The following is a 12,091-nucleotide window of genomic DNA, read 5'->3' on the forward strand; positions in this document are numbered from 1 at the left end:
CCCTCGATGTAGTGACCTCCCCGAGAGCCGACGCGCGGTCGCTGACCGGCGTGTCCGAGACCGCACTGTTGACGCTGAAGGTGCGTGCCACCGAGGCCGCCCGAGACGATCGGATCATCGATGATCCGGTGGCCGTCGATCTGGTCGACGCCATCGATTTCGACTTCGCCAAGTTCGGTTTCGTCGGCCGCCAGGACATGGCGCTGCGCGCCCTGGCGTTCGACAAGCAGACCCGCAGGTACCTGCGCGATCATCCGGCGGCGACCGTGGTCGCGCTGGCCGAGGGATTGCAGACCAGTTTCTACCGGCTCGACAATGGCGATGTCGGTCATGAATTCCGTTGGCACACCGTCGATCTGCCACCGATAACGGCGCTGCGCGAGAAGCTGCTCCCACCGTCGGAGCGCATCACCGTCAGCGCGCAGTCGGCGCTGGACTACAGCTGGATGGATGCCGTCGATACCTCCGACGGCGTGTTCATCACGGCCGAGGGGTTGCTGATGTACCTGCAACCGACCGAGGCGATGGGCTTGATCACCGAATGCGCCAGGCGTTTTCCCGGCGGCCAGCTGATGTTCGACCTACCGCCCTACTGGTTCGCATGGTGGGCCCGAAAGGGGTTACTGCGCCCCTCCCTGCGCTACAAGGTACCGCCGATGCCGTTCAGCCTGTCGGTCGCCGCGGCCGCCGATCTGGTCAACACGGTGCCCGGGGTACGCGCCGCCCACGATGTACCGATGCCCACCGGGCGCGGCACCGTGCTCAATGCGCTGCTGTGGGCCGCCCACCGGCTGCCACTGCTGGATCCGGTGCGGCCGGTGCTGACCCGGCTGGAGTTCGGCTGAACTGCAAGCAGTCATCGGTGACCGGACCGTTGCGCAGCACCTGCGCGTCGACGGTGTAGTTCATGGTCATCTGCCACGGCCCGCGGGTGCCCTGGCGTGGTAGGCGGTCGATCGCCCGCTGCACATAGCCGGCCGCGAAGTCCAACAGCGGCAGGGTCGGCATGTCCCGGTCGGTGAGCACCGGGCGCACCTGGTCGACGCCCCGGGCATCCATATGCGACAGGAGTCGGCAGAAATGCTCGCACAGCAGGCCGACCTTGAGCGTCCATGACGAATTGGTGTAGCCGAAGGCGAAGGCGAAGTTGGGCACGCCGCTGAGCATGATGCCCTTGTAGGCGACGGTCTCGGCCAGATCGACCGGCTCTCCGTCCACGGTGAGCGTCACCCCGCCGAACAACTGAATGTTCAGTCCGGTGGCGGTGACGATGATGTCGGCCGCCAGCTCCGCTCCGGATTCCAGCCGGATCCCGGTCTCGGTGAATGTCGTGATCCGGTCGGTCACCACCGAGGCACTGCCATCGCTGATGGCGGCGAACAGGTCGCCGTCGGGCACCGCACACAGCCGCTGATCCCACGGGTCGTAGGCCGGGTTGAAGTGCTCGTCCACCGGATACCCGTCGGGCAGCTTGCCTGCGTTGATCCGGCGGATCAGTCGCCGCGCCAACACCGGATGCTTCTGGCAGAAGGTATAGACGGCGCGCTGTTTGAGGATGTTCTTGCGCCGGGCCAGTGCATAACCACGGTCGTCACCGAGCACTCGGCGCGCCACATTGGCGAACGTGTCCTTGGCCGGGACCGGCATGACGTAGGTCGGCGACCGCTGCAACATGGTGACGTGCGCCGCATCGGCCGCCATGGCCGGCACGAGCGTCACGGCCGTGGCACCGCTGCCGATCACCACCACACGCTTGCCGGCATAGTCCAGGTCTTCCGGCCACAGTTGCGGATGGATGATCCGGCCGCCGAACCGGTCGCGGCCCGGGAAGTCTGGGGTGTAACCCTGGTCGTAGCGGTAGTAGCCGCCGGCGCAGAACAGCCAGCGTGCGCCGAGCTGGATCAGCTCGCCGTCGCGTTCGACGTCGACGATCCAGCGTCCGTCGGCGCTGCTCCAGGCCGCACCGAGTACCTTGTGCCCGAACCGGATTCGCTGGGCCATCCCGTTCTCGTCGACGGTCTCGCGTAGGTAGGCCAGGATCTTGTCCGCGGTGGCGATCGCGTACTCGTCACGCCACGGTTTGAACTCGTAGCCGAAGGTGTGCAGATCGGAATCGGACCGAATACCCGGGTAGCGGAACAGATCCCAGGTACCGCCGGTGGACTGACGAGCCTCCAGGATGGTGTAGTCGCGGCCGGGGTGCGCGCGCTGCAGATAGTAGGCGGCTCCGATACCGGAGATGCCGGCTCCGACGATCAGCACGTCAACTGTGTCCATCAGCCGATGGTGCCGACTGCAGCACCACCCACGATAGGGCGAAATGCCTCAACAATGCGCCGGGACTGGTGCCATGTGCACCCACTGGCTTACGGTGTGATCATGAACCCGCCGGGACCATCACCCGCGGTGCGGGAACTGATCCGCCAATGCGCGCAGATCGTGGTCAACGCGCGCCCCGAATGGCTCGACGAGCTCGACACCACCGTCCTGGCCGGCAGCCCGGCCATCGCCGCCGATCCCGAACTGGCCGCCGCGGTGAGCCGTAGCAACCGCGCCAATCTGGCCTTCTGGGCGACCGCCAACATCCGGGATCCGGGCGGGCCGGTCCCGCCGAACACCGGTCCTGAACCGCTCAGCATCGCCCGCGAACTGGTGCGCCGCGGGGTCAACTCGCTGCCGATGGACGCCTATCGGATCGGCGAGGGGGTGGCGTGGCGGCGCCTGATGGACATCGCCTTCGAGCTGACCTCCGATCCGGCCGAACTACGCGAGCTGTTGCAGGTCTGCTCGCGGTCGATCAGTGCCTTCGTCGAGGCGACCCTGGCCGGTATCACCGCCCAGATCGAGTTGGAGCGTCACGAACTCACCCATGGCACCCACGCCGAGCGACGGGAAACTGTCGCCCTGCTGCTGGAAGGCGCCCCCATCCCCCGCGACCGCGCCGAAGGACGCCTCGGCTATGCCTTGACCGGCACCCACACCGCGGCTGTGCTTTGGGTCGCCGGCACCGATCACAACCTCGCCGAACTCGATCACGCGGCCGAAACGATCGGCCGAGCGGCCGGGGCGCGGCCGCTGAGTGTGCTGCCCAGTAGCGCGACGCGATGGGTCTGGGTGCCCGGCCAGCTGGACGCCGATGATCTGACCGGCTCGATCGGCTCGGTGCGGGTGGCCCTCGGCACCGCCGCCGACGGTGTCGAGGGCTTCCGCACCAGCCATTTCGAGGCGATCACCACCCAGCAGATGGTGGCGCGCCTGCATTCCCGCCAGCAGATCGCGCGGTTCACCGATATCGAATTGGTCGCCCTGGTCACCGCCGATCCCGATCGCGCGGCGCGATTCGTCGAACGGGTCCTCGGCGACTTCGCCCATGCGCCTGCCGATTTGCACACGGCGGTGGGTGTGTTCATCGGGGCGCAGTGCAACGCGGCTCGGGCGGCCACCCAGCTCTACACCCACCGCAATACCCTGTTGCGCCGACTGGCCCGCGCCGAGGAGCTGCTGCCTGCCCCGCTGTCGACGTGCAGTGTGGAGGTGGCTGTCGCATTGGACGTCGTGCGCTGGACCGGTCAGTCCAGCAGCCCGTCCAGATAACGGAGCGCCTGCTCCCTGCCGAGACCTTGGGCCCGCGCCACCTCGGCGAAGGCATGTGCCGCGGCTGCCATCGCGTTGTCGGCCGGATCCACCCGTGCGACGAATGTGCCGAAGCGACCACGGGTTTCGAGCACGCCGGCGGATTCCAGCTCGCGATAGGCGCGTGCCACCGTGTTGACCGCCAGGCCCAGCTGACCCGCCAGGTCGCGTACCGTGGGCAAGCGGGTACCCGGCGCCAGTCGTCCGTCGCGTACCCCGGCGATGATCTGGGTGCGCAGCTGGTCGAACAGCGGCGCGCCCGCATCGGCTTCCAGGTGTATCCAGTCCCCCAGACCTCCCACGACTCCAGTATCACGCACACGCGCTAGTTTGGTGAGGTGCGAGTGACGTTGCTGAGCGGGGCCGGCATGTCCGCCGAGAGCGGTGTGCCGACGTTTCGCGATGTCGAGACCGGTTTGTGGGCCAACGTGGATCCCTACGAGATCTCCAGCAGCGACGGTTGGCAACGCCATCCGGAACGGGTCTGGGCCTGGTACCTGTGGCGGCACTACATGATGAGTGCAGTCGAGCCCAACGCCGGTCATCTGGCTGTCGCTGCTTGGGAGGACTACGCCGAAGTGCACGTGGTCACCCAGAACGTCGACAACCTGCACGAGCGCGCGGGCAGCACCCGGGTCCACCATGTGCACGGCAGCCTTTTCGAGTTCCGCTGCGACCGTTGTGGAACACCGTTCACCGGCGAACTTCCCGCCATGCCCGAACCGGTCGAGGTCGTCGACCCGCCACGGTGCGCGTGCGGCGGCCTGATCCGACCGAACGTGGTGTGGTTCGGCGAAGGCCTTCCCGACGACGCGTGGGACAGCTCGGTGGAGGCGGTCGCGAAGGCCGATGTGGTGATCGTGGTCGGCACGTCATCGGTGGTCTACCCGGCCGCGGGCCTACCGGAGGCCGCCGTGGCCAACGGAATCCCGGTCATCGAGGTCAACCCGCAGCCGACACCGCTGTCGGCCGCCTGCACCGCGGTGCTGCGGGAGACCTCGGCCACCGCGCTGCCCACCCTGCTGCAGCGCCTGCCCCAGCTCCTCTGAACCGGAGGCTATCCGCGCACTGCCCGCCCGATCGCCAACTCCGACACCGGTACCGGAACCCAAGCCGGCACACTCTGTTCGCGCCGCGAACCGGCCACCGTGAACCCGGCGTCGGCGATCGCGGTCTCGGTGTTGCGGTGGGTGTGGCAGTTGCCGAGCAGCCGCGGCCAGATCGTGGCATCGGCGACCCGCTGCAGCGTGGCACGCCAACCGGTGCCTGCGACATGTTCCAGATAGCGCAGCTCACCGCCGGGCTTGAGCATCGAGAACAGCTGCCGCAGAACCATATCCGGATCGTCCACCGAGCAGAGCACCAGCGAGCACACCACGGCGTCGAACGGCTCGCCGGCCTCGAACTCCTCGATGGTGGCGGTGCTGACCGTCACCGGCACCGGCGCGGTGGCGGCGGCCTCCCGGGCAACCTCGGCCAGCTTTCGCTCCGGTTCGAGCGCGACGACCTCGCTGACCGCCCCCGGGTAGTGCACGAAGTTGCTGCCGGTTCCGGCGCCGACCTCCAGCACACGGCCACTGAGACCGGCCAGATTCTCCACGCGCAGCCGCCGCACCGATTCGGGTTCGTGCCCGCTCGTCACGAGCCACACCCGGGCGAAGAACGGATTGTCGACCGCGGCAGTCATGTTCTCAGCGTACCGAGCTTCGCGATGGTCTCTTCCGGCGTGGAATCGGCGCCGACGATGCCATAGACGATCCGGCCGCAACACACCGCGCTGAGAACCCGGTCGGCGAACTCTTCGGCGTCGCCCCACGGCAGGTACGGCTTGGCGATCAGCAGGGCGGCGACGCCGTGCACGGCGGCCCACAGCTCCAGTGCCGCGGCGGTCGAATCCCCCTGCGGGTAGATCCCTTCGGCCATCAATGCCTCGACGGAGGCGCGCATGTGCACAAATGCAGAGCTGGCCAGCGTGACGTCGACATCGCTGTCCGGATTGCCCTCGCCCATGGTGGCGATGCGATACAGCTCGGGGGTCTGCCTGGCGAACCGCACATAGGCCAGCCCCTGAGCCCGCAGCACCTCGATGGTCGAGGTCTGGTCGGCGGCGACGCGCTGCATCTCCTCGTCGAGTTTCTCGTAGTAGCGGGCGCACACGGCGTCGAGCAGGGCGTCCTTGTCGGCGAAATGCAGGTAGATCGACGGCGGGGTGACCCCGACCCGCGCGGCGACGGCCCGGATGGACACCGCCTTGGCGTGACCGGTTTCCAGCAGCAGCTCGGTGGCGGCGTCGAGGACCTCGTCGCGCAGCTGATCTCCGGACCCGCGTGCGGCGCGGCGTCGTCTCAGGCGTGGAGCGGACACGTTATCCAGTGTCCGTCACCGGCGCCGGGATCTTCCGGGCAGGCTCGGGCTCGCCGGATTCGCTGATCCCGATCCGCCGGTGCAGCCGTGCCAGCGGTCGCGGCGCCCACCAGTTCCAGCCGCCGAGGACATGCATGAAGGCGGGCACCAGCACCATGCGCACCAGGGTCGCGTCCACCAGTACCGCCAGCGTGAGCCCCAGCCCGAACATCCGCATGAACGAGACCTCGGCGGCGATCAACGCCGCGAACGAGATCGACATGACCAGTGCCGCCGCGGTGATCACCCGGCCGGTGCGGGCCAGACCGAGCGCCACCGCCTCGTCGTTGTGTACCCGTGCCGAGCCGCCGCCGGCACCCAGGGCCAGCCAGTTCTCCCGGATACGGGCAAGGAGGAATACCTCGTAGTCCATGGACAATCCGAAGGCGATACAGAACAGCAACACCGGCATGTTCGCCACCAGCGTGCCCGTCGGGGTGGTCCCGAGCGCCGAGAGATGGCCGTCCTGGAAGATCCAGACCAGGGCGCCGAAGGCGGCCGTCAACGAAAGCACGTTCAGCACAATCGCTTTGACCGGGAGCACCACACTGCCGGTCATCAGGAAAAGCAACCCGAAGGTGATCACCGCGATCAGACCGAGCACCCATGGCAACCGGTCGGTGATGGCGTCGACACTGTCACGATTGACCTGGGCGGTGCCGGTGAACTGAACGGGACGCTCCCCCGGCCCGGGAACGGCATGCAGCGCATCCAATTGCCGCTCCGAGGCGTCGGAGAACAGCGGCGCGGTGCTGGCCACGGTCAGGAAGGCGCTGCCGTCGGCCTGACCGGTGGCCGCCACCGGTGGACCGGATTTGCGGCCGTCGACGAAGGTGCCCGTCGGGCTCGAGACGGCGGCCACGTCGGGCACGACGGACAAGGCGCCGGCGTACCGCTCGATATCGGCGGGACCGAGACCGTCGGAGTCGGGGATCACGACGGTGACGGCGGTTGCAGAGTTGTCGGCGAAGTCGGTGCGCAGCTGGTCGCCGACCTGGTGGGCCGATGCCGATGCCGGTAACACCCGGTCGTCCGGGAAACCCCATTTCACCCCCAGGAAGGGCGCGCCCAGCATCAGCAGCAGGGTCACCAGCGCGAGTCCGAGCGGTAGCGCGCGACGCATCACGCCATGGGTCCACCGGTACCAGAACTGGGTCTGGACCGGTTTGGGAATGGCGCTGCGACGGAACACGTTCAGGGCGTCCAGCCGGTCGCCGAGCAGCCAGATCGCAGCCGGCGTCACCACGATGGCCGCGAAGGCGGCAAAGGCGACGGTGGCCACCCCGGCATAGGCGAAGGACGTCAGGAAGTACATCGGGAACAGCAGCATCGCGGCCATCGACAACGCGACCGTCGTCGCCGAGAACAGCACGGTCCGCCCGGCGGTGGTCATGGTGCGGGTCAGTGCGCGCTCGCGCGAGAAGCCTTCTGCGCGTTCGTCGCGGTATCGGCTGATGATCAGCAGTGTGTAGTCGATGGCCAAGGCCAGACCCATGGCAATGGACAGATTGAGCGCGAAGACCGACACGTCGGTGGCGAAGGTGATGAGTCGCAGCACCGACATGGAGCCGACGATCGCGAACAACCCGACCAGCATGGGCAACGCGGCGGCGACCAGGCCGCCGAACACCCACACCAGCACCAGGAAGCTGAGCGGGATGGCGATGGACTCCATGCGCAGCAGGTCGCGTTCGGTCTGCGCGTTGATCTGCGCATAGACCATCGCGCTGCCGCCGGTACGCACGGTGACCCCCGGCCGGTCGCGTTCGATGTCGTCGGACAGCGCCGCGGCGTACTTCTGCGCGTCGTTCTCGCCACCGGTGATACCCGCGATGATGAGTCCGGCGGTCCCGTCCTTGCTCAGGAGTTCGGCGGCGGCTTCCGGCGGAGCCGTCCACGCCGAGGTCACCTGCGCGACATGCGGCGACGTCATCAGTCGGTCGGCGATCGCGGCGGCGGCAGCGGTGGCGTTCGGGGCGTGTGCGCCCTGCGGTGAGTCGATGGTGACCAGCAGCTGCATATCGCTCTGATCGAACTTGTCCGCCAGCAAGGCGGCCGCCTGTGACGATTCCGATGTCGGGTCACCGAAGCCGCCCGCGGACAGTGTCGAGGCAACGGGGACGCCGAAGCCGGCGGCGGCGGCGAGCAGAAGCCCCGCGAGGGCCAGCACGCGGCGCGGTGCGGCCATCGAGAGCTGCGCGATTCGATTCAGCATGCTGTCCCCTCCGTTGGCATATCGCCGTTAAGTTAACAGTGATAAGTCATGCGTGGCAATCCCCTGCATGCACCCCCTGCAGCGACCCTCCGGCGTTCCCCTCCACCCGCCCCGCCCGGGTTCCACCGGACCGAACACCTGAGTCACTCCAGTCTCATCAACCCCAGCAACCACATACGCGACACCCTCACACGTCGCTCGACCTACTCGTGAGTAAGAATTTGCTGAGATACCCTCCGAAACCGGTAGTCCCGGCAAACTTCCGAAATCGGGGTTTAGCGTGGTTGAACACCTCATATGACCAGTTCAGAGTGCATTTCTGCGTTTCGGAAAATGCATGTTTAGAACATGTCAGCAGCGGCAACCTACCCGCCGGTAAGAATTGCCACGAAATTGCGAGCGCGGCCTCAAAGAACCCTTAATGAGCGGTCATACGCTCAGTGTCATGTGGATCGACGACACCAGTGCCGATGTCATCAAAGTTGATTTCGACGCCCTGTATCACGGGGACGTCCTGGTCGAGGGTGACACCTCCGAGCAGTTCCCAGATCTCGCTGAAGCTGTCTGACCACAGCCGCTCGACAGCGAGGCCCTGACGCGGCCCACCCGGAGACGTCAGGCTCTCCTCAGTTCTATACGCGCTCACGGTTGTGCTGCGCGCAGCACCGCCCGATCGGCCCATAGCGGGTCCGACCGGGCGGTGTTCTGTCTCTGGAGTCGACGTCGCGGCGCGAGCCACCCGTCGACGGAGAAAGACCGCCCGGTCGATCACCGCGACGCTGCGGTGCCGACCGGGCGGTCTTCGTCTTAAAGCGGGCCGACGCCTACGCGGGGTCGTCCAGCTTGACCATGTCGCCGAGCCGGCCGGTGATGATGTCCTCGGCCTCGTCGACGATGCGGCTGATCAGCTCCGCACAGGTCGGGATGTCGTCGATCAACCCCATCACCGTTCCGACGGTCCAGATGCCGGCATCGATATCGCCATCGTCGAACACCTTGCGACCACGCACCCCGGCTACCAGATCCTTGACGTCCTCGAACTGACCGCCGTCGGCCAGGATCTGCACCACCTCACGGGAGACCACGTTGGATGCCACCCGCGCGGTGTTGTGCAGGCTGCGGAAGATCAGCTCGGTGCCGCGCTCGTTGCCGGCCACGATCGCATCCTTGACGTTCTGGTGGATGCACGACTCGACCGTGCACATGAAGCGGGTGCCCATGTTGATTCCGTCCGCGCCCAGCGCCAGCGCGGCCACCAGGCCGCGCGCATCCGCGAATCCGCCCGAGGCGATCATCGGGATCTCGATCTCCTTGGCCGCGGCCGGAATCAGTACGAGACCCGGTACATCGTCCTCACCCGGATGGCCGGCACATTCGAAACCGTCGATGCTGATGCCGTCCACACCCAGGGTCTGTGCCTTGACCGCGTGCCGAACCGAGGTGCACTTGTGCAGCACCTTGATGCCGTTGTCATGGAACATCGGCAGGTGCGGGCCGGGGTTGGACCCCGCGGTCTCGACGATCTTGACGCCGGAGTCGACGATCACCTGTCGGTACTCGTCATACGGCGGCGGGTTGATCGAGGGCAGGATCGTCAGGTTCACCCCGAACGGCTTGTCGGTCAGATCCCGGGTGCGGGCGATCTCATTGGCCAGATCGGCCGGGGTCGGCTGGGTCAGCGCGGTGATGAAACCCAGCCCGCCCGCGTTGGCCACGGCCGCAACCAGTTCCGCTCGACCCACCCATTGCATACCGCCCTGGGCGATCGGGTGTTCGACACCGAAGGCCTCGGTGAACTTGGTAACCAGAGACATATCGGTTCCTTACTTACCTGGGGGCCATACGGATGGCGCCGTCGAGGCGGATGACCTCACCGTTGAGCATCGGATTCTCCACGATGTGCACGGCGAGAGCACCGTACTCGTCGGGATCGCCGAGCCGGGCCGGATGCGGCACCTGCTGGCCGAGGGACTTCTGCGCCTCTTCGGGCAACGAGCCCAGCAGCGGGGTCTTGAACAGTCCCGGCGCGATGGTGTTGACGCGAATCAGGCTGCGCGACAGGTCACGTGCGATCGGCAGGGTCATGCCCACCACGCCGCCCTTGGAAGCCGAGTAGGCGGCCTGGCCGATCTGGCCGTCGAACGCGGCGACCGAGGCGGTGTTGATGATGACACCGCGCTCCTCGTTCTTGAGCGGCTCTGTCTTCGCGATCCGCTCGGCGGTCAACCGCAGCACGTTGAACGTGCCGATCAGGTTGACCTCCACGACCTTGCGGAAACCGTCCAGCGGGAACGGGCCCTCCTTGCCGAGGGTCTTGATGGCGTTACCGATACCGGCGCAGTTGACGTTGATGCGCACCGGCCCCATCGACTCGGCCACATCGAGCGCCTTGCTGACGGCATCCTCATCGGTGACGTTGGCGGCGACGAACTTCGCGCGCTCACCGAGTTCGGCGACGGCCTCCTCACCCTTGAGATCGATGACGACGACCGAAGCACCGGCGTCGAGCAGCCGCTTGGTGGTGGCCAGTCCCAGGCCCGAGGCCCCTCCGGTGACGACCGCTACCGAATCCTTGATTTCCACGTTGCTGAATGTCCTTTCTGGATGGTGATTTTCGAGATGACTTGCGCTCGGGGAAGGACCGTCAGGCCCAGTCCTCGAGGATGGTGTCGTTGTCGGCACCGATCACCGGCGGCGCACTCGGCACATCGGGCGCCGTGCGCGAGAAGCGCGGGGCCGGCATCGGCTGCAACCCGTCGGCGGTCTCGTAGAAGGTGGAGCGTGCCGTCACGTGTGCCTCGTCGAGGACCTCGCCGAAGCTCAGCACCGGAGTTGCACAGGCGTCGGTGCCGGCGAAGATGGCGGCCCATTCGTCGCGGGTCTTGGTCTTGAACGTTGCGGTGAACACCGAGCGCAGCTCCTCCCAGCGGCTCATGTCGTTCTGCCCCGGCAGCTCGGCGGCATCCAGTCCGAGACCGGTGAGCAGTTCGGCATAGAACTGCGGTTCGATGGCGCCGATCGCGAAGTACTTACCGTCGGCGGTCTCGTAGGTGTCGTAGTACGGGGCGCCGGTGTCGAGCATGTTGGTACCGCGTTCGTCGCTCCACATACCCTGCGCGCGGAACGCCCACATCATCTGGATCAGCACCGAGGAGCCGTCGATCATGGCGGCGTCGACGGTCTGGCCCTTGCCCGAGGTTTGGCGCTCGAACAGTGCCGAGAGGATGCCGAGCAGCAGGAACAGCGAGCCGCCGCCGAAATCGCCCGCGAGGTTCAGCGGCGGAACCGGGCGCTCGCCCTTGCGGCCGATCGCGTGCAACACACCGTTGAGCGATATGTAGTTGATGTCGTGACCGGCCTGCAGTGCCCGCGGGCCCTCCTGGCCCCATCCCGTCATCCGGGCGTAGACCAGCTTCTCGTTGACCTTGGCGCAGTCCTGCGGACCCAGACCGAGGCGCTCGGTGACACCGGGGCGGAAGCCCTCGATCAGCACGTCGGCCTTGGCGACCAGATCGAGGACGAATTGCCGTCCCTCATCGGATTTCAGGTCTGCGGTGACCGAACGGCGGTTGCGCAGCATGGCGTCGTTGCCCGGACTGTTCTTCGACGAGGGGCGGTCCACCCGCACCACCTCGGCGCCCAGATCACCGAGAATCATCGCCGCATGCGGACCTGGGCCGATACCGGCCAGCTCGACGACTCGCAAACCCTGTAATGGTCCTGCCATGGCTACCGTCCTCCGCAGTTTCAAATCCCGATTAGTTGACCGCCGACATAGCTTACTTGTATAACCAAGTCGACCGGCTTCGGGCCACCCGCCCGCCGAACGTGAAGGCAACA

At 66.8% G+C, this 12,091-nt stretch carries 12 protein-coding genes; 4 read left to right on the top strand and 8 right to left on the bottom strand.

The features are described from left to right. Nucleotides 1-11 precede the first annotated feature (11 nt). Nucleotides 12-845, top strand: coding sequence for a class I SAM-dependent methyltransferase (locus PGN27_RS08070; protein WP_335325677.1), 834 nt, complete (start codon nt 12-14; stop codon nt 843-845). On the opposite strand, the gene PGN27_RS08075 is transcribed toward PGN27_RS08070, so the two are convergent. Then, complete coding sequence (locus PGN27_RS08075) at nt 763-2,277, bottom strand: flavin-containing monooxygenase (RefSeq protein WP_335325678.1); 1,515 nt, start codon at nt 2,275-2,277, stop codon at nt 763-765. The two genes, PGN27_RS08070 and PGN27_RS08075, sit on opposite strands and share 83 nt — an antisense overlap. A gap of 102 nt (nt 2,278-2,379) precedes the next feature. Between PGN27_RS08075 and PGN27_RS08080 the strand changes: the two genes are divergently transcribed. Beyond that, nucleotides 2,380-3,594, top strand: a complete 1,215-nt coding sequence (locus PGN27_RS08080) for a PucR family transcriptional regulator (RefSeq protein ID WP_335325679.1) — start codon at nt 2,380-2,382, stop codon at nt 3,592-3,594. On the opposite strand, the gene PGN27_RS08085 is transcribed toward PGN27_RS08080, so the two are convergent. Further along, the gene (locus tag PGN27_RS08085) at nt 3,570-3,935 is read right to left on the bottom strand and encodes an Rv1152 family transcriptional regulator (RefSeq protein ID WP_335328669.1); all 366 of its coding nucleotides are present in this window, start codon (nt 3,933-3,935) and stop codon (nt 3,570-3,572) included. The two genes, PGN27_RS08080 and PGN27_RS08085, sit on opposite strands and share 25 nt — an antisense overlap. Before the next feature lie 36 nt (nt 3,936-3,971). On the opposite strand from PGN27_RS08085, the gene PGN27_RS08090 reads away from it, so the two are divergent. Further along, on the top strand, nt 3,972-4,682 hold the full coding sequence (locus PGN27_RS08090) for an NAD-dependent deacylase (protein ID WP_167305500.1): 711 nt from the start codon (nt 3,972-3,974) through the stop codon (nt 4,680-4,682). Between the two features lie 8 nt (nt 4,683-4,690). Here PGN27_RS08090 and PGN27_RS08095 read toward each other — a convergent pair whose 3' ends face one another. From PGN27_RS08095 to PGN27_RS08105, 3 genes are read right to left on the bottom strand one after another with little or no spacing between them, the layout of a single operon-like run. After that, on the bottom strand, nt 4,691-5,320 hold the full coding sequence (locus tag PGN27_RS08095; protein WP_030136209.1) for a class I SAM-dependent methyltransferase: 630 nt from the start codon (nt 5,318-5,320) through the stop codon (nt 4,691-4,693). After that, complete coding sequence (locus PGN27_RS08100; protein ID WP_030136210.1) at nt 5,317-5,997, bottom strand: TetR/AcrR family transcriptional regulator; 681 nt, start codon at nt 5,995-5,997, stop codon at nt 5,317-5,319. Before PGN27_RS08100 ends, PGN27_RS08095 begins: the two co-directional genes overlap by 4 nt. 1 nt (nt 5,998) lies before the next feature. Beyond that, nucleotides 5,999-8,251 (bottom strand): MMPL family transporter, encoded by a 2,253-nt coding sequence (locus PGN27_RS08105; RefSeq protein WP_335325680.1) that lies wholly within the window; start codon nt 8,249-8,251, stop codon nt 5,999-6,001. A gap of 445 nt (nt 8,252-8,696) precedes the next feature. On the opposite strand from PGN27_RS08105, the gene PGN27_RS08110 reads away from it, so the two are divergent. Continuing rightward, nucleotides 8,697-8,819 carry a hypothetical protein gene (locus PGN27_RS08110; protein WP_019510862.1) on the top strand — a complete coding sequence of 41 codons (123 nt, stop codon included), beginning with the start codon at nt 8,697-8,699 and terminating at the stop codon, nt 8,817-8,819. 256 nt (nt 8,820-9,075) lie between these two features. On the opposite strand, the gene PGN27_RS08115 is transcribed toward PGN27_RS08110, so the two are convergent. The 3 genes from PGN27_RS08115 to PGN27_RS08125 form a co-directional block, all read right to left on the bottom strand. Continuing rightward, nucleotides 9,076-10,065: an NAD(P)H-dependent flavin oxidoreductase gene (locus PGN27_RS08115; protein WP_036461837.1), complete on the bottom strand. Its 990-nt coding sequence runs from the start codon at nt 10,063-10,065 to the stop codon at nt 9,076-9,078. A 13-nt stretch (nt 10,066-10,078) separates the two neighbouring features. Continuing rightward, a complete protein-coding gene (locus PGN27_RS08120; protein ID WP_030136212.1) occupies nt 10,079-10,834 on the bottom strand; it encodes a 3-hydroxyacyl-CoA dehydrogenase in 756 nt (251 codons plus the stop codon). 61 nt (nt 10,835-10,895) lie between these two features. Continuing rightward, the gene (locus tag PGN27_RS08125; RefSeq protein WP_335325681.1) at nt 10,896-11,978 is read right to left on the bottom strand and encodes a CaiB/BaiF CoA transferase family protein; all 1,083 of its coding nucleotides are present in this window, start codon (nt 11,976-11,978) and stop codon (nt 10,896-10,898) included. Nucleotides 11,979-12,091 lie beyond the last annotated feature (113 nt).

Origin of the sequence: Mycolicibacterium neoaurum, from assembly GCF_036946495.1 — a bacterium.
GTDB classification, from domain to species: Bacteria; Actinomycetota; Actinomycetes; order Mycobacteriales; family Mycobacteriaceae; genus Mycobacterium; species Mycobacterium neoaurum_B.

Excerpts from the sequence above, each read along its gene's own strand:
- PGN27_RS08075 (WP_335325678.1), bottom strand. The coding sequence starts at position 2,277 with ATGGACACAGTTGACGTGCTGATCGTCGGAGCCGGCATCTCCGGTATC.
- PGN27_RS08080 (WP_335325679.1), top strand. The coding sequence starts at position 2,380 with ATGAACCCGCCGGGACCATCACCCGCGGTGCGGGAACTGATCCGCCAA.
- PGN27_RS08095 (WP_030136209.1), bottom strand. The coding sequence starts at position 5,320 with ATGACTGCCGCGGTCGACAATCCGTTCTTCGCCCGGGTGTGGCTCGTG.
- PGN27_RS08105 (WP_335325680.1), bottom strand. The coding sequence starts at position 8,251 with ATGCTGAATCGAATCGCGCAGCTCTCGATGGCCGCACCGCGCCGCGTG.
- PGN27_RS08110 (WP_019510862.1), top strand. The coding sequence starts at position 8,697 with ATGTGGATCGACGACACCAGTGCCGATGTCATCAAAGTTGATTTCGAC.
- PGN27_RS08115 (WP_036461837.1), bottom strand. The coding sequence starts at position 10,065 with ATGTCTCTGGTTACCAAGTTCACCGAGGCCTTCGGTGTCGAACACCCG.
- PGN27_RS08125 (WP_335325681.1), bottom strand. The coding sequence starts at position 11,978 with ATGGCAGGACCATTACAGGGTTTGCGAGTCGTCGAGCTGGCCGGTATC.